The organism is Streptomyces sp. NPDC017246 (genome assembly GCF_044331325.1).
Classification (GTDB): domain Bacteria; phylum Actinomycetota; class Actinomycetes; order Streptomycetales; family Streptomycetaceae; genus Streptomyces.
In genome coordinates this window covers 129,011-149,875 of the sequence record NZ_JBIRMW010000012.1, presented here as the reverse complement: position 1 = coordinate 149,875, position 20,865 = coordinate 129,011, and the positions used below count along the sequence as shown (strand labels likewise).

Genomic DNA, 20,865 nt, shown 5'->3' with positions numbered 1-20,865 from the left:
GGCCTCGCCCCGGGCGCCGCCCACGCCGTCACGGGGCGTCGCCCGACCAGTCGAAGTGCAGCGTCCCACCGGGGCGCGGGTCGTAGAGCGAGCGCCCGTCGGCGCCGTACCGGCCGAGCTCCGTCTCCAGCGCCGTGCCGGACGCCAGCTGCCGCGGCGTCCAGTCGGTGACGTCCAGCAGCAGGCCGTCGAGCGGGCCGCCGACCAGCTCGGCGTAGACGCGGCCGGGCCTCGGGCCCGGACGGGGGTCGTCGTGGTCCTGGCCGTAGACCCGGCCTCTCAACAGCTCCTCGTCCCTGTCCATACGACTCAGCGTCCCAGCCGCCACTGACAACGCCACCGGCGACGCCGCGCCGAGCGCTTCCCACCGCGCAAGGCACCCCCGCCCGGTGTGCGCACCGGGCCCCCACCACACAGAACGCCCCAGGTCGAAGAGAAGAAGGTCACAGTCGTACGCCCTCCTGCTCCTTTGTCGATCTCCCCTAGCATCCGAGCATGACGGTCCTGCCTGACGACGGGCTCTCCCTGGCGTCCGAATTTCCCGACGCGCCACACGAACAGTGGCAACACCTTGTGGCAGGTGTCCTGCGCAAGTCCGGCAAAGAGGTCTCCGGCGACGCCGCCGAGGACGCCCTTTCCACACTTCTCGAGGACGGCCTCGACACCCGTCCGCTGTACACGGCGCGCGACACCGCGCCCGACACCGGACTCCCCGGCTTCGCGCCCTTCGTGCGCGGTGGCCGCGCCGAGGGCAACACCCTCGGCGGCTGGGACGTACGCCAGCGGCATCTCGCGGCCGACAACGAGGCGGTCCTCTCCGACCTGGAGAACGGCGTCACCTCCCTCTGGCTGGGCGTCGGCGGCACCGGTGTCCCGGTCTCCTCGCTCGACAAGGTCCTCGAAGGCGTCTACCTCGACCTGGCACCCGTGGTCCTCGACGCGGGCGACGGGACGGAGGCGGCCGCCGAACGGCTGCTGCGGCTGTACGAGGAGCGCGGCGTCGCCGACGACGCCGCCCGCGGCAACCTGGGCGCGGACCCGCTGGGCCACGAGGCCCGTACCGGCCGCCCCGCGTACGACCTCGCGTCCGTCGCCGGTCTCGCGCGCCGCTGCGCCGACCGGTACCCGGGGCTGCGGGCGCTGACCGTGGACGCCCTGCCGTACCACGAGGCCGGCGGCTCGGCCGCGCAGGAACTCGGCTGCTCCCTCGCGACCGGCGTGGCCTATCTGCGCGGGCTGACCGAGGCGGGGCTGAGCGTCGCCGAGGCGTGCGCGCAGCTGGAGTTCCGCTACGCCGCCACCGCCGACCAGTTCCTGACGATCGCCAAGCTCCGCGCGGCGCGCCGGCTCTGGGCCCGGGTGGCCGAGGTCTGCGGCGCCCCGGAGGCGGGCGCCCAGCGCCAGCACGCGGTGACCTCACCGGTGATGATGACGCGCCGCGACCCCTGGGTGAACATGCTGCGGACCACGGTGGCCACGCTCGCCGCCGGGGTCGGCGGCGCCGACAGCGTCACCGTGCTGCCCTTCGACGAGGTGCTCGGTCTGCCGGACGCGTTCGCGCGCCGGATCGCCCGCAACACCTCCACCGTCCTCATCGAGGAGTCGCACCTGTCCCGGGTGATCGACCCGGCGGGCGGTTCCTGGTACGTGGAGCGGCTCACCGACGAACTCGCCCACGCCGCCTGGGAGTACTTCCAGGGCATCGAGCGGGCCGGCGGCCAGCGGGCCGCGCTGCGGGCCGGGACGATCGGCGAGCAGCTGGCCGCGACCTGGGCCGCGCGCAGCGCCAAGCTCGCCACCCGCCGCGAACCGATCACCGGCGTCAGCGAGTTCCCGAACCTCGGCGAGAAGCCCGTCGACCGGGCGCCCGCGCCCGAGCAGCCGGCCGGCGGCCTCCCCCGGGTCCGGCGCGACGAGGCGTACGAGACTTTGCGCGCCCGCTCCGACGCGCATCTGGCGGCGACCGGGGCCCGGCCCCGGGTCTATCTCGCCGCGCTCGGCCCGGCGGCCGCGCACTCGGCCCGGGTCACCTTCGCCGCGAACCTCTTCCAGGCGGGCGGCATCGAGCCGGTCACCGAGGGCACGTTCGAGGAGAGCGGCGCCCGCGAGGTCTGCCTCTGCTCCAGCGACGCGCTGTACGAGGAGCAGGCGGAGACCGTGGCGGCCGAGCTGCGCGCGGCGGGCGCCGAACACGTCCTCCTCGCCGGACGCCCCGGGGCGTACCCCGGTGTCGACACGTATCTCTTCTCGGGCTGTGACGCCGTCGCCCTGCTCACCACCGCCCTCGACCGCATGGGAGTGTCCTGATGTCCATCCCCGACTTCACCGGGATCGAGCTCGGGGCGCCCACCGCCGACGGCGGCCCCGACGCGTGGCGGTCGGCCGTCAAGAAGGCCACGGGCGGCGACGACCTTCTCTGGGAGACCCCGGAGGGCATCGGCGTCAAGCCGCTGTACACCGGTCAGGACCTCGAAGGCCTGGACTTCCTGGACACCCGCCCGGGCATGGCACCGTACCTGCGCGGCCCGTACCCGACGATGTACGTCAACCAGCCCTGGACGATCCGGCAGTACGCGGGCTTCTCCACGGCCGAGGAGTCGAACGCCTTCTACCGGCGCAACCTCGCCGCCGGCCAGAAGGGCCTGTCGGTCGCCTTCGACCTGCCGACCCACCGCGGTTACGACAGCGACCACCCGCGGGTGACCGGTGACGTCGGCATGGCCGGCGTGGCCATCGACTCCATCTACGACATGCGACAGCTGTTCGACGGCATCCCGCTGGACCGGATGACGGTGTCGATGACGATGAACGGCGCCGTGCTTCCGGTGCTCGCGCTGTACATCGTGGCCGCCGAGGAGCAGGGCGTACCGCCCGAGAAGCTGGCCGGGACCATCCAGAACGACATCCTCAAGGAGTTCATGGTCCGCAACACGTACATCTATCCGCCGGGGCCGTCGATGCGGATCATCTCCGACATCTTCGCCTACACCTCGCAGCGGATGCCGCGGTACAACTCCATCTCCATCTCCGGCTATCACATCCAGGAGGCGGGAGCGACGGCCGACCTGGAGCTGGCGTACACCCTCGCCGACGGTGTGGAGTACATCCGCGCGGGACGGGAGGCCGGGCTCGACGTGGACGCGTTCGCGCCGCGCCTGTCGTTCTTCTGGGCGATCGGCATGAACTTCTTCATGGAGATCGCCAAACTGCGCGCTGCCCGGCTCCTCTGGGCGAAACTCGTGCGGCAGTTCGACCCGGCGAGCCCCAAGTCACTGTCGCTTCGCACCCATTCGCAGACCTCGGGCTGGTCACTCACCGCGCAGGACGTCTTCAACAACGTCACACGCACCTGTGTCGAGGCGATGGCGGCCACCCAGGGCCACACCCAGTCGCTGCACACCAACGCCCTCGACGAGGCGCTCGCCCTGCCGACGGACTTCTCCGCCCGTATCGCCCGCAACACCCAGCTGCTCATCCAGCAGGAGTCGGGCACCTGCCGCACCATCGACCCGTGGGGCGGCAGCGCGTACGTCGAGAAGCTCACGTACGACCTCGCGCGGCGCGCCTGGAAGCACATCCAGGAGGTCGAGCAGGCCGGCGGCATGGCCAAGGCCATCGACGCGGGCATCCCCAAGCTGCGCGTGGAGGAGGCCGCGGCCCGCACCCAGGCCCGGATCGACTCCGGCCGGCAGCCGGTGATCGGAGTCAACAAGTACCGGGTGGCGACCGACGAGCAGATCGACGTCCTGAAGGTCGACAACTCCTCCGTCCGCGCCCAGCAGATCGCCAAGCTGAAGCGGCTGCGCGAGGAGCGCGACGAGCAGGCCTGCCAGGACTCGCTGGCCGCGCTCACCCGCGCGGCGGGCGGCGAGGGCAACCTCCTCGAACTCGCCGTGAACGCGGCCCGTGCGATGGCGACCGTCGGCGAGATCTCCGACGCCCTGGAGAAGGTGTACGGGCGTCACGCGGGCCAGATCCGTACGATCTCCGGTGTGTACCGCAACGAAGCCGGCGCGTCCCCCTCCGTGGAGCGCACCCGGGCCCTGGTGGACGCCTTCGGCGAGGCCGAGGGACGGCGCCCGCGCATCCTGGTCGCCAAGATGGGCCAGGACGGCCACGACCGCGGCCAGAAGGTCATCGCCACCGCCTTCGCCGACCTGGGCTTCGACGTCGACGTCGGCCCGCTGTTCCAGACCCCGGCCGAGGTGGCCCGTCAGGCCGTCGAGGCGGACGTGCACATCGTCGGGGTCTCGTCGCTCGCCGCCGGACACCTCACGCTCGTCCCGGCGCTGCGCGAGGAGCTGGCGGCGGAGGGCCGGGAGGACATCATGATCGTGGTCGGCGGGGTGATTCCTCCGCAGGACGTGGCGACGCTCCTGGAGATGGGTGCGGCCGCCGTGTTCCCGCCGGGGACGGTGATCCCGGACGCGGCCCACGACCTGGTGACGCGCCTTTCGGCCGACCTCGGGCACGAGCGGTGATCGATCTCGACACGTACGTCCAGGGGGTGCGCGAGGGGAAGCGGGCGCTCGTCGCCCGCGCGATCACCCTCGTCGAGTCGACCCGCCCCCAGCACCGGGCGCTCGCCCAGGAGCTCCTGACGGAGCTGCTTCCGCACAGCGGCAACGCCGTGCGGATCGGGATCAGCGGAGTGCCCGGTGTCGGCAAGTCGACGTTCATCGACGCGTTCGGGACGATGCTGACCGGGCTCGGCCACCGGGTCGCGGTGCTCGCCGTCGACCCGTCGTCGACCCGGACCGGCGGCTCCATCCTCGGTGACAAGACGCGGATGGAGCGGCTGGCCGTCGACCCGGCGGCCTTCGTGCGGCCCTCCCCCAGCGCCGGCACCCTCGGCGGGGTCGCGAAGGCGACCCGGGAGTCGATGGTCGTGATGGAGGCCGCGGGCTACGACGTGGTGCTCGTCGAGACGGTGGGCGTCGGCCAGTCCGAGACCGCCGTCGCGAACATGGTCGACTCCTTCCTGCTGCTCACCCTGGCCCGCACGGGCGACCAGCTCCAGGGAATCAAGAAGGGCGTCCTGGAACTCGCCGACGTGGTCACCGTCAACAAGGCCGACGGCCCGCACGAGCGCGACGCCCGCGCCGCCGCCCGTGAACTCGCGGGCGCGCTCCGGCTCATGCACGGCGCGGACTCCTTCTGGACGCCGCCGGTGCTCAGCTGCAGCGCCCGCGAGTCGGCCGGCCTCGACGAGGTGTGGGACCGCCTTCAGCAGCACCGCACCCTGCTCGACTCGACCGGCCGTCTCACGGCCAAACGCCACGACCAGCAGGTCGACTGGACCTGGAACATGGTCCGCGACGAACTCCTGCGCCGCCTGCACACGGATCCGGCGGTCAAGGAACTCGCGCCCGCCCTGGAGGAGCAGGTCCGCGCGGGCGGGCTGACGGCGACACGGGCCGCCGAGCGCATCCTGGACGCCTTCGGGGAGCGGCGCGGCTGACGAGCCTCCTTTCGACGGGGCTTCAAGGGGGCCTTCCTTCGGGAAGGCCCCCTTTCGCTTGCTCCCGGACACCCACTTTTTTGTGCGTACTTGTCGGGTGCGCGGCCCCGGGCGAAGCTGGGAGCGGCCCGGAGGAAGGGAGAACGACAGGGCCTCAGGAAGCGGCCGGCGCGGCCGTGATCCGGTCCAGGCGACGATGGCCCCAGTCGGACAACGGGGCCAGCGCCTCGGAGAGTTCACGCCCGAATCCGCTCAGCGAGTAGACCGTCTTCGGCGGCAGGACGTCGTACACCTCACGATGCACCAGGCCGTCCTCCTCCATCTCGCGCAGCGCCTGGGTCAGCACCTTCTCGCTGATCTCGGGGAGCTTCCGGCGCAGTTCGCCGGGGCGGTGCGGGCCGGACTCGAGCAGCCACAGCAGGTGCGTCTTCCATTTGCCCTCGATGACCACGATCGCGGCGCTCACTCCGCACATGTTCGTGGCCCGGGCCCGGGCGCGTGTCATCCGCGTCCTTCTCCTTCTTCCGGGATGTCCGTCTCCATCTGTCCTCATCTGTCTACAAGGGAGTTCAGCCATGTCTTCTTCCCACGAACGCGCCGTCACCGTCATCGGTCTCGGACCCATGGGACGGGCGCTCGCCGCCGCGTTCCTGGCGGCGGGGGTACGGACCACCGTGTGGAACCGTACGCCGGGCCGGGACGGGGAGCTGGTCGCCGCGGGGGCCGTCCGGGCGGCGAGCGCCGAGGAGGCCGTCGCCGCCGGCCCGCTGACCGTGGTCTGCCTGGTCAACTACGACGCCACCGACTCCGTGCTGCGGCAGGAGGCCGTGACGGGTGCGCTCAAGGGACGGACCGTCGTCAACCTCAGTGCCGACACCCCCGAGCGGGCCAGGGACACCGGACGCTGGGCCGGCGAGCACGGCATCGGCTACCTCGACGGTGCCATCATGACCCCGACACCGACCATCGGGACACCCGCCGGGGTGTTCCTCCACAGCGGCCCCGAGCCGCTCCACCGCGAGCACCGTCCGGTGCTCGACGCCCTGGGCGGCACCCACACCCATCTCGGGGAGGAGATCGGCCGGGCAGCGGCCTACGACATCGCGCTGCTCGACATCTTCTGGACGTCCATGACGGGCTATGTCCACGCCCTGGCGATGGCACGCGCCGAGGGCATCTCCCCGACCGATCTGGCACCGTTCGCCCAGGGCATCGGCGCGATCCTTCCGCCGCTGTTCCGGGAGTGGGCCGAGGACGTGGAGAACGGCCGGTACTCCGGCGAGGGGAACCCGCTCACCTCGGCGGTGTCGACGATGGCGCACATCGTGCACGCCTCCGAGGCCCACGGCATCGACGCGGGTGTGATGCGCGCCGCCGAGGGCCTGGCGCGCCGGACGGTGGGCCTCGGCCACGGCGCGGAGGGCTTCACCCGGCTCACCGAGGTCCTGGGACGCCGCTGACCGCCCGGCCGGCCGCGGTCCCGCGACGCCGCCGACCCGGGACCGGGGCCTCCTCGGATGCCGTCCCCGGCCGGTCGTGCTGTGCTGGCTGGTGGGGGACGTCACCGACGGGGTGGCGCGGGAGGGACCGCCCCCGCCTCACGAGGAGTGATCCACCATGGCGATCTTCGTCCACGCGGTCATGCCGGGTGTCACCACGGACCAGTACGACCGGCTCAACGCCAAGCTCCAGGAGACGCCCGACGTCTTCGACGGCTGTCTCTCCCACGCGTGCGTCCCCTCGGACGACGGCCTCGAGGTCTTCGACCTCTGGGAGTCCGAGGCGCAGATGAACGCGTTCGTCGAGCGCATGATGCCGCTCGCGGCCGGCCTCGGCTGGCCCGTGTCGGACGGCGCGCCCCGGATCCTGCGGGTGCACAACCACTGGGTCCCGGGGGCGGCCGGCTGACCCGGCCGCCCCGGAGGCGGTCGACTGCCCCGGGTGCCTAGCCGCGGGCGAGAAACGCCGGCCGGAGGGACGGGTCCACCGGGTCGTAGTACCGGTGGAAGACCGGGGTCGCGGAGCCGGAGACCGGCGGGACGATCCAGCTCCAGTCGGCGGGCGTCTCCCTCCCGTGGCGGCTCTCCTGGGCGATGTGCCTGAGGAACCGCTGGGACTCCGTGTGGTGGTCCGCCATCGTCACCCCGGCCTCCTGGAAGGAGTGCAGCACCGCCACGTTGAGTTCGACGAGCGCCCGGTCCCGCCACAGCGTGCGTTCGGTCGACCGGTCGAGCCCGAGCCGGTCGGCCACCACGGGCAGAAGGTCGTACCGCTCGGCGTCGGCGAGGTTGCGGGCACCTATCTCGGTGCCCATGTACCAGCCGTTGAACGGCGCAGCCGGATACCGCACGCCGCCGATCTCCAGGGTCATGTCGCTGATCGCGGGCACGGCGTACCACCGCAGGCCCAGTCCGGCGAACCAGGCGTGGTCGGGGTGGTGGAGGGGCACCTCTCGGACGGAGTCGTCCGGCAGCTCGTACCACTCCGGGCGCGCGCCGGGGCGCTCCCGCACCATCAACGGCAGCACCTGGAAGGCTTCCTCGTCCCGCTTCCACCCCAGGTCGCGGGCCTGGGCGGTGAGGGGCGCACTGCGCGGGTCACCCCTCCAGCGCCCTTCGGGGGTGCGGTGTCCGGCGTAGCGCACCAGCTGTTCGTTGACGATCCGGGGCCCGGGGCGTCCCGGCCGGTCCGGCGCGAAGACGGAGATCACCGGGCGGATCCTGCCGCCGTTTCCGGCGATCCGCAGATGCTCGACGCACTCGGCCGCGATGTCGTCGGCGGACGTGAGGTGCCGCAGGTCGCGCACCACGAGGCTGCGCCAGTAGAGCCTGCCGATGCAGCGGGCGGAGTTGCGCCAGGCGACGCGGGCGCCGAAGGCGAGTTCGGCCGGGGAGTGCTCGTAGCCGCCGGTGCGGTCGATCGCGGCCAGGACCGTACGGACCCGGCTCTCCACGTCCCCGGCGCCCGGATGCTCGTCGTGGAACTGCCGGACGAACCGTTCCGCCTCCTGTCGGTCCACGCGGTGCGGCAGATGGCCGCGGGCGTCCTGGACGGGTACGGCGGCTGCGGGGTCCCCGGCCCCGTAGGGGCAGGTACCCGCGCTGGGGACAGACTTCCGGCGGCGGCTCAGGCTGAAGATCAAGGTGTTCCCTCCCGGTGTCCATGACTACCCTATGAACACGCGTGGGAGCGGAGAGTATGTGAATCTCCGTCGCCGGAAGGGTCCTCTCTGGTACGCTGCCGCGCCGCCCGAAGCCCGGGTCGCCCTCGCCGTGGGCGACGGTGACCCGACCCGGCGGTCATGGAACGGTCCCCCACACGGTCGTGGAACGGCCCCGCCCCCGCACACCGGTCGGCGTGCGGGGGCGGGGCCGCGGAACGAGCGGGGTCCTCAGATGACGCCCTGCGCCGTCATCGCCCCCGCCACCCGCAGGAACCCGGCCACGTTGGCGCCGAGCACGTAGTCCTCGGCACTCCCGCCGTACGTCTCCGCCGTGGCGCGGCACTCGGCGTGCACCCCGCGCATGACGGCGGCGAGCCGGGCCTCGGTCTGCTCGAAGGTCCAGCTGTCGCGGGACGCGTTCTGCTGCATCTCCAGGGCCGAGGTGGCCACGCCGCCGGCGTTGGCGGCCTTTCCGGGGCCGAAGAGGACCCCGGCCTCCCGGAACACCTTCACGGCCTCCGGGGTGCAGGGCATGTTCGCGCCCTCGGCCACGGCGAGCACACCGTGCTTGACCAGGGCCACGGCGTCGTCGCCGCCCAGCTCGTTCTGGGTCGCGCAGGGCAGTGCGATGTCGCACGGGACGTCGTGCACGGTGCCGCGGGCGGAGAAGCGCGCGGTCGGCTTCGCCTCCGCGTAGGCGGAGATCCGGGCCCGGCGCACCTCCTTGATGTCCTTGAGGAGTTCGAGGTCGATGCCGTCCTCGTCGACGAGGTACCCGGAGGAGTCGCTGCAGGCCACCACGCGGCCGCCGAGGGCGTGCACCTTCTCCGCCGCGTAGACGGCCACGTTGCCGGAGCCGGAGACGACCACCCGGCGCCCGTCGAAACCGTGGCCGCGCGTGGCCAGCATCTCCGCGGCGAAGTACACCGCGCCGTAGCCCGTGGCCTCGGTACGGACGTGCGAGCCGCCCCAGCCCACGGGCTTGCCGGTGAGGACGCCGGACTCGTAACGGTTGGTGATCCGCTTGTACTGGCCGAAGAGGAAGCCGATCTCCCGCGCGCCCACACCGATGTCGCCGGCGGGTACGTCGGTGTGCTCGCCCAGATGCCGGTAGAGCTCGGTCATGAAGGACTGACAGAAGCGCATGATCTCGGCGTCGGAGCGGCCCTTGGGGTCGAAGTCCGCACCGCCCTTGCCGCCGCCGATCGCCATGCCGGTCAGCGCGTTCTTGAAGATCTGCTCGAAGCCGAGGAACTTCACGATGCCGAGGTTGACGCTCGGGTGGAAGCGCAGCCCTCCCTTGTACGGTCCGAGGGCGCTGTTGAACTCCACCCGGAAACCTCGGTTCACCCGCACGGTGCCCTGGTCGTCGACCCAGGGAACCCGGAACAGCAACTGCCGCTCGGGCTCGCACAGTCGCTCCAGGATCCCGGTCTCGACGTACTCGGGGTGCCGCTCGAGCGCCGGGGCGAGGGAGTCGAGGACTTCGGCGGCCGCCTGGTGGAACTCCGCCTCCCCGGGGTTGCGTCGGCGGACCTCCGCGTAGACGGCTTCCATGTGTGCGCTGACGTTCATGGTGTGTGTTTCGCCTTCCTGGTCTCGACACGTGACGCAGCCCCGAGGCGACGTCACGCAATTGTGGCCGGACCAGCACACCGCGCGGTCACCGAGGCGGTCCCCGCCCCGTCGGTCATGACGACCTTCGGTACGACCGACGTCACGGTGACCTCAGGTTCCCCGGGTGCGACAGGCGTCGCCCTCTCCTCCGCTATCCCCCCTCGTCGTCGATCCACTCGGCCCCGCCCAGGGGGAAGGCGTAGGCGGGCCGGGCCGGATTGCCGCTGGTACGGAACGGGCGGCCCTTGTCGTCGACACGGATCGTGCCGCGCTGCTTCCCGCTGGACCAGGTCAGTTCCAGATACCAGGCGACGTCGTGCGCCCGGGCGTGCGCGGTCACGTAGAAGACCTCGGGGTCGGACTCGCTCACCTGGTACGGGAACTTCCGCTGCCCGGCCACGGCGGCGACGGCGGGCCGGCCGGCGTCGAGATCGACGGCGAAGGTCTTGGTCGACACCCCGCCGCCGCAGCCGACGCCCATCGCGTAGTCGTTCCAGGCCAGGGGCGCGCCCTTGCTCACGACTCGGACGTGCAGGGCCTCCAGGACGACCGTCCGCTCCCCCGCGCCCTGCACCGTCAGCCGGACCAGCTGCTCCCCGCTCGGCACGGCCGCCAGCGCCCCGACCCACCCGGACGCGTCCTGCTCCATGGGCGGTGGAGGCACCTGCTCGGGCTGACGGTCGACCAGATAGTGCTGGCTGCAGGGACTTTCCCAGGTGTGGGGCGCGACGGCGACGGTCGGCTCGGACGCCCTGCCGTCGGACTGCCCCGGAGCGCGGGGGGCCGTCCCCGGCTGCCGGGTGGCGGAGGGTGCGGCGGCGGCCGTGGTCGGCCGTGCCGAGGCGCCGGCCTGTTCCCCCTTCTCCTCCGTGCCCGCGCGCGAGAGGCTCACGACGAGCGCCATCGACACGGCGGCGGCCACGGCAGTGCCGACGACCACGGCGGTACGCCGGAACCGGCGCGCCGGACGGGCGGGGGCCGTCTCCGGCCCGGTCGGCCCGAGTGCGGCCCCGAGGGCGGGCTCGGGTGTACCCCCGGGTGCGGTCTCGGGGCCCGCCACCTCGACCACCGGTCGAGGCGCGGGCTCCGGCTCGGGCACTGGCACTGGCACTGGCACTGGCCCAGCCTCCGGGTCCGTCGGCCGGTCCGGCTCCGGGGCGGCCCGGTCCGGACCGGCGGCCGGCCCCTTCCGCTGTCGGGAGACATCCGCCCGCACCCACAGCCGGTGCAGCTCGACGAGTTCGTCGGGGGTCGCACGGCACAGGCGTGCGAGCCGCTCCACGGGGGCGTAGTCCACCGGTACGGCGTCCCCGTTGACGTACCGGTGCAGCGTCGAGGCACTCAGGTGCAGACGCTTGCCCAGCGTGCCGTAGCTGAGCCCCGACCGTTCCTTGAGCTGCCCCAGCAGCGCCGCGAACTCGTCCCCCGCCACCGTTCCACCCGCTTCCGGCGTTCGACCCGGCGTCCCAGGAAAGGGCATCACCACAGGTCAACGCGTTGAAATCGTTCCAGCGTCCCGTACCACCCGACAGGAGCGGCCTCTGGAACGGATCTTCGCACAAGCTGTGGTCGGCGAAGCAAGGCCGCCACGGGGAACCGGCGGCCTCCGCCGAACAACGGCCGTATTTCGCCCTTGAGGGGACTCCCATGCCCGGACGCACCGCCCGCACCCGCCTGTTCGCCGTCACGACGATCGCTATCGCCGCGCTCTCGCTCACCGCCTGCGGCGCCGGCGCCGCCAAGGACGAGGGCGCCGCGATGCCCTCCGTTGCACCCACCCCCTCCGCCGCCTCCACCACGCAGCCGGCCGAGACGCCGACCACGGCCCCCACCACCGCGCCGACCCCGGCGTCGACGACGACCGCCCCGACGACCGCGCCGACCCGGCCGAGCACACGCAGCACGCCCACCCGCAGCGACACCACCAAGGACAGCGGCAGCAAGCACGGGAGCGAAAGCGACCACCACAGGCAGTGCGGCGCGGGCAACACCAAGATCATCGCCACGCCGGTCTCCCGCCCGCTCAACCACCTCCTGCTCACCGTCACCAACACCGGCTCCGCCGGCTGCGATCTGCTCGACAGCCCGATCGCCCGCTTCGACGAGGCCCAGTCCGTGCCGCCCGTCGACGAGTCGACCCACCCCCAGGCGGTCGTGACACTCGCGCCCGGCGAGTCCGGCTACGCGGGCGTGCTGCTGTCCGCCGCCGACGGAAGCGGCACCCACGGCCTGACGGCGACGAGCCTCACCGTCGGCTTCTCCGACGGCAGCACCGCGAAGCCCCGGCTCGGCGGGAAGGGTGTGTACGTCGACAGTTCGCTGCGTGTGACGTACTGGCAGCACAGCCTGGCCGAGGCCCTCAACTGACCGTCTCGGCGCCGCATCGGCGAGGTCGGCGGCCGGGCGGGGTCGGAAGTCGGCCCCGTGGCCGGGAGACAGCGGTACGGAAGTGGTCCGGTCGACTCCCCGCGGGCGGCGGTCTGTTGCGTACGCGCCAATAGCTCATCCGCGCCCCGGGGGCGCGCCGGGGGCCGGCCCGGTCGCCGCTCGTGTCCGCGCACCCGCTGCGGTGTGCGCGGACACGAGCCGACACGACCCGTCACACTTTCCCCGCACCGCCTTCACGAGAAGAACACTTTCGGCCGTCGGCCGTTCCGGGCCCTCCCGTCGAGGCAGACGCCGGACCGTCCCCGTCCCTAGCCTCCCGGCCATGCGATCACTCCTCACGAGACGCCTGGGTCTCGCCGCCGTCCTCGCCCTGCTCCTCACCCTGTTCGGCCTGGCGCCGTCCGCGAGCGCGGCCGACCCGGCCCCCGCCCAGCTGACGTTCACCACGGACGCCGCGACGACCACGCCGGGCGGCACGGTGAACCTGTCGATGACGCTCACGAACAACAAGTCCTACGACATCTGGTTCGTCTACCAGACGATCGACCCCACCTGGCTCACCACCCAGCGCCCGGACCTGAAGTACTCGTTCGCCGGCTGCACCCTCGCCGGCCCCGGCGGCAGCACCCCCTGTTCCGGCACCGGCCCGGCCAACCTCGGCGCCAACTACGGGGCCACCGTCCCGCCCGGCCAGAGCCGCACCGTGACGCTGACGCTCCAGGTCGCCGCCGACTCCGGCTGCAACGGCAACATCGGCTTCTACTCGTACTTCTACGCCGAGTTCAGCGACAGCACCAGCGTCAACGGCGGACCGGTCTACACCCCGGAGACCCGCGTCCTCTGCGCCTGACGGACCCGGCGTACCGACGCCGGGCGGGGCGCGTCCGGAAACCGGCCCTCACCCCACTGATCAATGGGTCTAAACCATTGGCGGTTCCACCGGCGGACCCGACGGTCCGCCGGTGGGGCTCGGCCCCCTCCCACCTGGGCATCAGCCACACGGTGCGGGAGAGGCCGACAGGCCGTAGAGCCGAACTCCGTGCCGGTCACCCCGCCCCGGGCGCCCGCGTTTTTCCGTCACCTTTCGCAGCAGCACCACAGAAGCTCCACAGATACCCCACGATGTGACGCGACGGATGCGTGGACGACCGGCCTTCGAGGGGGATGCCGGCGTCGCACGAGGGGGTGCGTCCGCTCCTCGGAGCTGTACCCACCCCTGCTCCCAGGAGGGGACACCACCGCATGAAGCGGATCTCAGGCACCACCCTGTTCACCACGGGCGCGCTCGTCGCCGCCCTCGTCCTGCCGGGCACGGCGGCCCGCGCGGACGACCCGGCTCCCCGCGTCGACCTGCGGGTGCTCGTCGTGTCCGACGGCGGACCGGCCACCGCCGCCATCGCCGCCGAACTGGACGCCGCGGGAACGCCGTACACGGAGATCGACCTCGCCCGCGCCGACCGGCCCGTGATCGACGCCGGCTACCTCGCGGACACCGTGGGCGGCCGGAACAGGGCCAAGTTCCAGGCCGTCGTCCTGCCGAACGACAACCCGTTCCCGGTGAACTCCCCGGAGATGGCCGCGCTCGCGGCCTACGAGCGGACCTTCGACATTCCGCAGGTCGACGCGTACACCTACGCGAGGCCCGAGGCCGGACTCCAGTACCCGGTCTACGGCGGCTACTCCGGAAGCCTCGACGGGGCGCAGGCCCAGGTGACCACCGCCGGCCGGTCGGGTCCGTTCGGCTATCTCGACGGACCGGTGCCCTTCGAGGACAACTCTCCTGCCGTGGGGGAGAGTTACGCCTATCTCTCGACCCCGGCGGCGGGCGCGAACTTCGTCCCGTACGTCGACGCGGCGATACCCGGGACGACCCGGCGCGGTTCCCTCGTGGGCGAGTACCGTCACGACGGACGTCGGGAACTCGTCGTCACCTTCGTCTACAACCAGTACCAGCAGCAGTTCCGTCTGCTGGCCCGCGGCATCGTCTCGTGGATGACCGGCGGGGTGCACCTGGGCGCCTCCCGCAACTACTTCGCCGTGCACGTGGACGACGTCCTCGCGGCGGACGACCGCTGGAACTCGGCGCTCAACTGCACTCCGGGCGATGTGGACTGCACCGATCCGAACGCCACTCCCGACCCCATCCGCATGACAGCCGCGGACGTGGACCACGCCGTCTCCTGGCAGAACACCCGCGGTTTCACCCTCGACCTCGCCTACAACGCGGCGGGCAGCGTCGACCACCGCGAGGACAACAACGGCGCCGACCCCCTGGCCGACCGGCTCGTCGCCGCCCGCCAGGAGTTCCGCTGGATCAACCACACCTACACGCACGCCTTCCTCGGCTGCGAGCAGGACACCACCGTGGTCCCGTGGCGCTGCGCCACCCAGCCGAACGGCTCCGTGAAGTGGGTCTCCCGGCAGGCCGTCTCCGACGAGATCGCCCTCAACCGCGTGTGGGGCCAGAGCGTCGGACTGCCCCTGGACAACCACGAGTTGGTCACGGGCGAGCACTCCGGACTGCGCGTCCTTCCCCAGCAGAACACCGACAACCCCAACCTGGCACCGGCCCTCGCCGACAACGGCATCACGTGGCTGGCGTCCGACAACTCCCGGGAACGCGACCAGCGGCCCGTCGGTCCGGCCACCACGGTCCCCCGCTACCCGATGAACGTCTTCTACAACGCGGGACGGGCGGCCGAACAGGTCGACGAGTACAACTGGATCTACACCAGCCGCGCGCAGGGCGGCAGCGGGATCTGCGAGGACAACCCCGCCACCACCACCTGCCTGCCGGCCCCGCTCGACCTCACCACCGGCTACACGGGCCACATCGTGCCCCTGGAGCGGCAGATCGCCCTGGGCCACGTGCTCTCCAACGACCCCAAGCCGCACTTCATCCACCAGTCCAACCTGGCCGAGGACCGCATCGCGTACCCGGTCCTGGACGGTGTGCTCGACAGCTACGACACGCTGTTCGCCGCGAACACCCCCGTGGTCAACCTGCGGATGGCGGACATCGGGCAGGAACTCCAGCGGCGCGCCGCCTGGCGTGCCGCCGTGCGCGACGGGCTGGTGACCGCGTACCGCATCGGCGGCACCGTGACCGTCGAGGGCCCGAGCGGCGTGGCGGTTCCGGCGACGATGCCGGAGGGCACGCTGCGGGCCGGCTCCGCCTTCGGTGAGACGTACGCCGGCGGGCGCTCCGCCTGGACGTCCGTCACGGGTGCACCGCTGACCCTCGCACTGCCGTCGTCCGCCGCCCCGGCGGGCGCCTCCTCCACGGCCACCGGCACGGGCGCCACCCCGTCGGCCCCCGCCCCCGCCCCGGCCGCCCGGGTGCCCGCGGGCGTCACCGAGGCGGTCCCGCCCGGCGCGGGCGGCTGACCGCCGTACCGGCAGCGACGTCCCGGCCGCCAGGCGGCGGCCGGGACCGGCATCACCCCCCACCACGGCCGTGGAGCACACATCGATGCACGTTCATCACGGCGCGCGGCGCTCCGGCGCCCCGCGCGTCACACTTCTGACCGAAGGCACCTACCCGCACAGCCACGGCGGTGTGAGCGTCTGGTGCGACCAGCTCGTCACCGGAATGCCGGACATCGACTTCGACGTCATCGCCGTCACCGGCACCGGGCGGGAACCCCTCGCATGGGACCTCCCGGCCCATGTCTCCAGCGTTCTGTCCGTACCGATGTGGGGCCCCGCGCCGTCCGGCCGTCCGCCCGGCGGCAGATCCGGCAGACGGCTCGCCGAGGCGTACGAGAGGTTTCTGACGGCGCTGCTCGACCCGGCCGCCGAAAACGGGTTCGCTCCCGCACTGCACACGCTCGGGCGGGCGGCGGCGGACGGCATGCTCAGCCCGTTCCTGCGGGGCGACACGGTGATCGCGGTCCTCACCTCCGTCTGGCGGCGGCCGGGCGTCGCCGTACGCGAGGCCGGGCCGACCCTGCACGACGCGCTCACCGCCACCGCCCTGCTCGAACACGCCCTGCGTCCGCTGTCCGCCCCCTCGCCGGTGGAGGGCGTCGCCCACGCCGTCAGCGGCGGGGTGGCCGTCCTGCCGGGGCTCGCCGCTCTCGAACGGCACGGTGTGCCGCTGCTGTTGACCGAGCACGGCGTCTATCTGCGCGAGCGCTACCTCGGCTACCGCACCGCTCCCTACCGCTGGCCGGTCAAGGCCGTCATCCTCGGCTTCTTCCGGCTGCTCGCCGAGGAGAGCTACCGGCGGGCGGCGCTGATCACGCCGGGCAACCGCTACAACCGGCTGTGGGAGGAGGAGGGCGGCGCCGATCCGGCGTCGATCCGCACGGTCTACAACGGCGTCGACCCGGTCGCCTTCCCGCACGCCGGTCCCGAACCGGACACCCTCACCCTCAGCTGGGCGGGGCGGGTGGACCCGATCAAGGACCTGGAGACCCTGATACGGTCCTTCGCCCTCGTCCGGGACCGGATCCCCGACGTGCGCCTCCGGCTCTTCGGCGGCACGCCCCGGGGCGGCGAGGCGTACCGGGAGCGCTGCGAGGCACTGGCGGCCGAGCTGGGAATGGCCGGCGCCGTGACCTTCGAGGGCCGCGTCGACGACATCAAGGACGCCTACGCCGCAGGCAACGTCGTGATGCTCTCCAGCATCAGCGAAGGCTTCCCGTTCACGCTGATCGAGGCGATGTCCTGCGGCCGGGCGACCGTCTCCACCGACGTCGGGGGCGTACGGGAGGCCGTCGGCGACACCGGTCTCGTGGTGCCGCCGCGCGATCCGTCCGCGATGGCCACGGCCGCGCTCACGCTGCTCGGGGATCCCGTCCGGCGCCGCGCGATGGGCGAGGCCGCCCGACTGCGTGTGATCGAGCAGTTCACCCTCCGTCAGACCATCGACTCGTTCCGCGCCATCTACCACGAACTGGCCTCCGGCAAGCGGGAGGCGCCCGTCCGGGTGGTCCTGCCCACCCCGGCGGTCAGCGGCACGGGGAGCCTCGCCGGATGAGCGGCCCGATATTCCTCGAACCCGGCGGGGCCGAGCAGGACACGCTCGCGATCCGGCTGGCGGCGCCACGCCCCCGCCGTCGGCATCCGGACGACGCCACCCTCGCCATCCGGATCCCCCGGAAGGGTCCCGACCAGGAGGCGGTCAGCGCGCTCGCCGCCGAGCTCGCCGACCGGATAGGCCCCGCCGTCCACCCCTACGAGGTGGCCGCGCTCCTGGAGGCGGACGGCCTCTCGGCCGCCCTGATCCAGGAACGGTACGGCCACCCCGATCTGTTCTCGCTGGCGTCGGCGCTGTACGAGCGGGTGCCCCGGACGTTCCCCGATCCGGCCACCGCCGCCGCCGACCCCTGGCGGCCCGACACCGTGCGGTGTCTGCTGCGGGGGCTGCTGTTCGCGCTGCCCGCGCTGGCCTATCTGCTCACCGCGCCGCTGTGGCGCGTCGACCGGCACGCCCCCGTCCTGATCGTGGCGGGCATCGCCTCCTGGGCGTGGGGTCAGGCGCTCGGGCACCGCGCGCATCTGCGGCTGGCGACCGGTCGCCGGGAGGCGGCGCGCACCCTGCTGGCCGGGTCCGCGCTCGGGGCCGCCGTGGCAACGGGCCTCGCCGCGCTGCCCGCCGGCGGCGGCCCGATCACCGCGGTGGCGGGGGCCCAGTCCCTCTATCTGGCGGGGGCCGGCGTGCTGTTGGTGCTCGGCCGGGAGCGGCTGCTCCTCGCCGCGCTCAGCCCGCTGATCGCCGGTGCCGCGGTGCTGCCCTGGTGGGAGCCCGGCGCCCTGCTGCGGCTCGCCCTGCCCCTGCTCGCGCTGCTCGCCACGCTCGCCGCCGCCGTACTGGTCCTGGCCTCCGGCCTGGCCGTTCCGGCCGTCGCCGCGGGTCCGCGGCCGCGTCTGCGGGCGTCCGTGCCGTACGGACTGTTCGGGCTGGCCGCGGCGGTGCTGGTGATGCTGGAGGGCCGCCGGGACCCGTACGCGGTCATCGCTCTCACCCTGAGCATGGGGCCGGCGGAATGGCTGCTCTACCGCTACCGGGGCCGGTCGGTCGCCGCGCTGCACGCCAGCGCGACGCCCAGGGCCTTCCTGTTCCGCTCCTCGGGCGTCCTCGCGCTCTGTCTCTCCGGCTATCTGCTGCTCCTGCTGCCTCCGGCGCTGCTCACCGGCTCCGGCCCGGTGGCGCTGCTGAGCCTCGCCGCGGTGCTGTGGACCGCCCTTCTCCTCCAGGCGTTCGGCGTGGCCTGGCCACCGGCCGCGGTCTGTCTCGCGACCGCCGGCGCGGCGGCCGCTTTCACCTGGCTGGGGCCCTCACCGGGGCACCCGGCGGTGCTCCCGGCGGTCTGCGGCGTGGCCGCGGTCGCCCTCTCGGCCTGCACCGTCGTCCTCCTGGGCCGGCCGTCCCCGCACTCCTGATCCACCGGGCGCCCGGCGCTTCCCCGTCGTCACCACCGGCGCTCCGCCGGCCGGACGCCCTGTCAACGATGCACCGACGAAAGGAACCAGAGAGTTGACCTCCGCACCGCTCGCCGCCGTCACCGGAGCCGAAGGATTCATCGGCTCGCACCTCACCGAGCTGCTCGTGGCCTCCGGCTACCGGGTCAGGGCCATGGCCCAGTACAACTCGTTCTCCTCCTACGGCTGGCTGGAGACCCTGTCCCCCGATGTCCTGGACCACGTGGAGATCGTGCTCGGCGACGTCCGCGACCCCGGCTCCGTGCGCGCTCTGCTGGAAGGAGCCGACTGCGCCTACCATCTGGCCGCGCTCATCGCGATCCCGTACTCCTACCAGGCGCCGCACAGTTACGTGGACACCAACGTCACCGGCACCCTCAACGTCCTCGAAGCGGTGCGCGCGCTGGGAACGCCCCGGCTGGTGCACACCTCGACGAGCGAGACGTACGGCACCGCGCTCACCGTGCCCATCACCGAGGACCACCCCATCAACACCCAGTCCCCGTACGCCGCTTCGAAGGCGGGCGGCGACCGGCTCGCCGACAGCTACCACGCCAGCTTCGGCACCCCCGTGGTGACCCTGCGCCCCTTCAACACCTTCGGCCCCCGCCAGTCGATGCGGGCCGTCATCCCCACGGTCATCGGCCAGGTGGCGGCCGGGGAGCGCACCCTCACCCTCGGCGATCTGCGCCCCACCCGGGACTTCACGTTCGTCGAGGACACCGCGCGGGCGTTCCTCGCGGTGGGCACGACGGCGGCCGAGCACGTCGTCGGCCGCACCTTCAACGCGGGGACCGGCGGGGAGATCTCCGTCGGCGATCTGGTGGCCCTCATCGGCAAGGTCATGGACGCCCCGCTCGACGTCCGAGAGGACGCCGAGCGCCTGCGCCCCGCCAACTCCGAGGTGATGCGGCTCGTCGCCGACGCGTCCCGGCTGACCGCGGCCACGGGCTGGCGGCCGGGCCGCTCCCTGGAGGAGGGCCTCGCGCGAACCGCCGAGTGGTTCGTCGACCCCGCCCACCTGGCCCGGTACAAGACCGGCATCTACAACATCTGACCCGTCCGGCACGTCCCCACAGGAGGTATGCCATGCACGCTGTGATCCTGGCCGGTGGAAAGGGCGTCCGGCTGCGGCCGTACACCACCGCGCTGCCCAAACCGCTTGTCCCGATCGGCGACGAGCACGCCATCCTGGAAATCGTGCTGCGCCAGCTGTCCCAGTCCGGCTTCACCCACTGCACCCTCGCCATCGGCCACCTCGGCGAGATCATCCGCGCCTACGTCGGCGACGGATCGCAGTGGGGCATGAGCATCGACTACGCCACCGAGGAGAGCCCGCTCGGCACCATGGGCCCGCTGCTCAATCTGCGCGAGCGGCTGCCGGAGCACTTCCTGGTGATGAACGGTGACGTGCTCACCGACCTCGACTACGCCGACGTCCTGCGCCGGCACGAGCTCTCGGCCGCGCCCCTGACCATCGCCACGTACGCCCGCAAGGTGCACATCGACTTCGGGGTGCTGACCACCGACGCCAGCCGGGTGGTCGCCTTCACCGAGAAGCCCAGCATCGACTACCGGGTGTCCATGGGGGTCTACGGCGTCTCGCGCAGCACGCTCGACGCCTACACCCCTGGTCTTCCGCTCGGCTTCGACGAGCTGGTGCTCGACCTGCTCGCCGCCGAAACACCCCCGTACGCCTACGAGTTCGACGGCTACTGGCTGGACATCGGCCGCCCCGACGACTACGACCGGGCCAACGCGGAGTTCACCAGCCGCAAGTCCCTTCTGCTCAAAGGAGCCTGAGCAC

The 20,865-nt window shown here is 72.6% G+C and carries 17 protein-coding genes; 12 read left to right on the top strand and 5 right to left on the bottom strand.

Annotation, left to right across the window (positions count from 1 at the left end):
• Window positions 1-28: 28 nt before the first annotated feature.
• Window positions 29-304, bottom strand: coding sequence for a hypothetical protein (locus tag ACH4MY_RS26415; RefSeq protein WP_398006201.1), 276 nt, complete (start codon window positions 302-304; stop codon window positions 29-31).
• Between the two features lie 191 nt (window positions 305-495).
• Here ACH4MY_RS26415 and ACH4MY_RS26410 point away from each other — a divergent pair, with 191 nt between their 5' ends.
• From ACH4MY_RS26410 to meaB, 3 genes are read left to right on the top strand one after another with little or no spacing between them, the layout of a single operon-like run.
• Window positions 496-2,307 carry a methylmalonyl-CoA mutase family protein gene (locus tag ACH4MY_RS26410; protein ID WP_398006200.1) on the top strand — a complete coding sequence of 604 codons (1,812 nt, stop codon included), beginning with the start codon at window positions 496-498 and terminating at the stop codon, window positions 2,305-2,307.
• A complete protein-coding gene (scpA, locus tag ACH4MY_RS26405; protein ID WP_398006199.1) occupies window positions 2,307-4,481 on the top strand; it encodes a methylmalonyl-CoA mutase in 2,175 nt (724 codons plus the stop codon). Before ACH4MY_RS26410 ends, scpA begins: the two co-directional genes overlap by 1 nt.
• Entirely contained in the window at window positions 4,478-5,461 is a 984-nt protein-coding gene (meaB, locus tag ACH4MY_RS26400) for a methylmalonyl Co-A mutase-associated GTPase MeaB (protein WP_398006198.1), read from the top strand. Before scpA ends, meaB begins: the two co-directional genes overlap by 4 nt.
• Before the next feature lie 154 nt (window positions 5,462-5,615).
• Here the strand turns inward: meaB and ACH4MY_RS26395 are convergent, their stop codons facing one another.
• Entirely contained in the window at window positions 5,616-5,966 is a 351-nt protein-coding gene (locus tag ACH4MY_RS26395; protein WP_398006197.1) for a winged helix-turn-helix transcriptional regulator, read from the bottom strand.
• A 70-nt stretch (window positions 5,967-6,036) separates the two neighbouring features.
• Between ACH4MY_RS26395 and ACH4MY_RS26390 the strand changes: the two genes are divergently transcribed.
• Window positions 6,037-6,921 (top strand): NAD(P)-dependent oxidoreductase, encoded by an 885-nt coding sequence (locus tag ACH4MY_RS26390; protein ID WP_398006196.1) that lies wholly within the window; start codon window positions 6,037-6,039, stop codon window positions 6,919-6,921.
• 157 nt (window positions 6,922-7,078) lie between these two features.
• The gene (locus tag ACH4MY_RS26385; RefSeq protein WP_398006195.1) at window positions 7,079-7,369 is read left to right on the top strand and encodes a hypothetical protein; all 291 of its coding nucleotides are present in this window, start codon (window positions 7,079-7,081) and stop codon (window positions 7,367-7,369) included.
• A 37-nt stretch (window positions 7,370-7,406) separates the two neighbouring features.
• Here the strand turns inward: ACH4MY_RS26385 and ACH4MY_RS26380 are convergent, their stop codons facing one another.
• From ACH4MY_RS26380 to ACH4MY_RS26370, 3 genes are all read right to left on the bottom strand, one after another.
• Window positions 7,407-8,603, bottom strand: a complete 1,197-nt coding sequence (locus ACH4MY_RS26380) for a nitric oxide synthase oxygenase (RefSeq protein WP_398006194.1) — start codon at window positions 8,601-8,603, stop codon at window positions 7,407-7,409.
• A 249-nt stretch (window positions 8,604-8,852) separates the two neighbouring features.
• Window positions 8,853-10,199, bottom strand: a complete 1,347-nt coding sequence (gene gdhA / locus ACH4MY_RS26375) for an NADP-specific glutamate dehydrogenase (RefSeq protein WP_398006193.1) — start codon at window positions 10,197-10,199, stop codon at window positions 8,853-8,855.
• A 193-nt stretch (window positions 10,200-10,392) separates the two neighbouring features.
• On the bottom strand, window positions 10,393-11,673 hold the full coding sequence (locus ACH4MY_RS26370) for a helix-turn-helix domain-containing protein (RefSeq protein ID WP_398006192.1): 1,281 nt from the start codon (window positions 11,671-11,673) through the stop codon (window positions 10,393-10,395).
• Window positions 11,674-11,888: 215 nt separating this feature from the next.
• On the opposite strand from ACH4MY_RS26370, the gene ACH4MY_RS26365 reads away from it, so the two are divergent.
• The 7 genes from ACH4MY_RS26365 (at window position 11,889) to ACH4MY_RS26335 (ending at window position 20,861) form a co-directional block, all read left to right on the top strand.
• Window positions 11,889-12,608, top strand: a complete 720-nt coding sequence (locus tag ACH4MY_RS26365; protein ID WP_398006191.1) for a DUF4232 domain-containing protein — start codon at window positions 11,889-11,891, stop codon at window positions 12,606-12,608.
• A gap of 343 nt (window positions 12,609-12,951) precedes the next feature.
• Window positions 12,952-13,479 carry a hypothetical protein gene (locus ACH4MY_RS26360; RefSeq protein ID WP_398006190.1) on the top strand — a complete coding sequence of 176 codons (528 nt, stop codon included), beginning with the start codon at window positions 12,952-12,954 and terminating at the stop codon, window positions 13,477-13,479.
• Window positions 13,480-13,871: 392 nt separating this feature from the next.
• Window positions 13,872-16,016, top strand: coding sequence for a hypothetical protein (locus ACH4MY_RS26355; RefSeq protein WP_398006189.1), 2,145 nt, complete (start codon window positions 13,872-13,874; stop codon window positions 16,014-16,016).
• An 85-nt stretch (window positions 16,017-16,101) separates the two neighbouring features.
• Complete coding sequence (pelF, locus tag ACH4MY_RS26350; RefSeq protein ID WP_398006188.1) at window positions 16,102-17,613, top strand: GT4 family glycosyltransferase PelF; 1,512 nt, start codon at window positions 16,102-16,104, stop codon at window positions 17,611-17,613.
• Window positions 17,610-19,019: a hypothetical protein gene (locus ACH4MY_RS26345; protein ID WP_398006187.1), complete on the top strand. Its 1,410-nt coding sequence runs from the start codon at window positions 17,610-17,612 to the stop codon at window positions 19,017-19,019. Before pelF ends, ACH4MY_RS26345 begins: the two co-directional genes overlap by 4 nt.
• A gap of 94 nt (window positions 19,020-19,113) precedes the next feature.
• A complete protein-coding gene (locus ACH4MY_RS26340; RefSeq protein WP_398006186.1) occupies window positions 19,114-20,115 on the top strand; it encodes a GDP-mannose 4,6-dehydratase in 1,002 nt (333 codons plus the stop codon).
• A gap of 32 nt (window positions 20,116-20,147) precedes the next feature.
• Complete coding sequence (locus tag ACH4MY_RS26335; protein ID WP_398006185.1) at window positions 20,148-20,861, top strand: NDP-sugar synthase; 714 nt, start codon at window positions 20,148-20,150, stop codon at window positions 20,859-20,861.
• Window positions 20,862-20,865: the final 4 nt, after the last annotated feature.

Bases quoted from the DNA above. Each gene is read 5' to 3' on its own strand.
- pelF (WP_398006188.1), top strand. From the start codon at position 16,102: ATGCACGTTCATCACGGCGCGCGGCGCTCCGGCGCCCCGCGCGTCACA.
- ACH4MY_RS26410 (WP_398006200.1), top strand. From the start codon at position 496: ATGACGGTCCTGCCTGACGACGGGCTCTCCCTGGCGTCCGAATTTCCC.
- gdhA (WP_398006193.1), bottom strand. From the start codon at position 10,199: ATGAACGTCAGCGCACACATGGAAGCCGTCTACGCGGAGGTCCGCCGA.
- ACH4MY_RS26390 (WP_398006196.1), top strand. From the start codon at position 6,037: ATGTCTTCTTCCCACGAACGCGCCGTCACCGTCATCGGTCTCGGACCC.
- ACH4MY_RS26365 (WP_398006191.1), top strand. From the start codon at position 11,889: ATGCCCGGACGCACCGCCCGCACCCGCCTGTTCGCCGTCACGACGATC.
- ACH4MY_RS26355 (WP_398006189.1), top strand. From the start codon at position 13,872: ATGAAGCGGATCTCAGGCACCACCCTGTTCACCACGGGCGCGCTCGTC.
- ACH4MY_RS26415 (WP_398006201.1), bottom strand. From the start codon at position 304: ATGGACAGGGACGAGGAGCTGTTGAGAGGCCGGGTCTACGGCCAGGAC.
- ACH4MY_RS26385 (WP_398006195.1), top strand. From the start codon at position 7,079: ATGGCGATCTTCGTCCACGCGGTCATGCCGGGTGTCACCACGGACCAG.
- scpA (WP_398006199.1), top strand. From the start codon at position 2,307: ATGTCCATCCCCGACTTCACCGGGATCGAGCTCGGGGCGCCCACCGCC.
- ACH4MY_RS26360 (WP_398006190.1), top strand. From the start codon at position 12,952: ATGCGATCACTCCTCACGAGACGCCTGGGTCTCGCCGCCGTCCTCGCC.
- ACH4MY_RS26345 (WP_398006187.1), top strand. From the start codon at position 17,610: ATGAGCGGCCCGATATTCCTCGAACCCGGCGGGGCCGAGCAGGACACG.
- ACH4MY_RS26395 (WP_398006197.1), bottom strand. From the start codon at position 5,966: ATGACACGCGCCCGGGCCCGGGCCACGAACATGTGCGGAGTGAGCGCC.
- ACH4MY_RS26335 (WP_398006185.1), top strand. From the start codon at position 20,148: ATGCACGCTGTGATCCTGGCCGGTGGAAAGGGCGTCCGGCTGCGGCCG.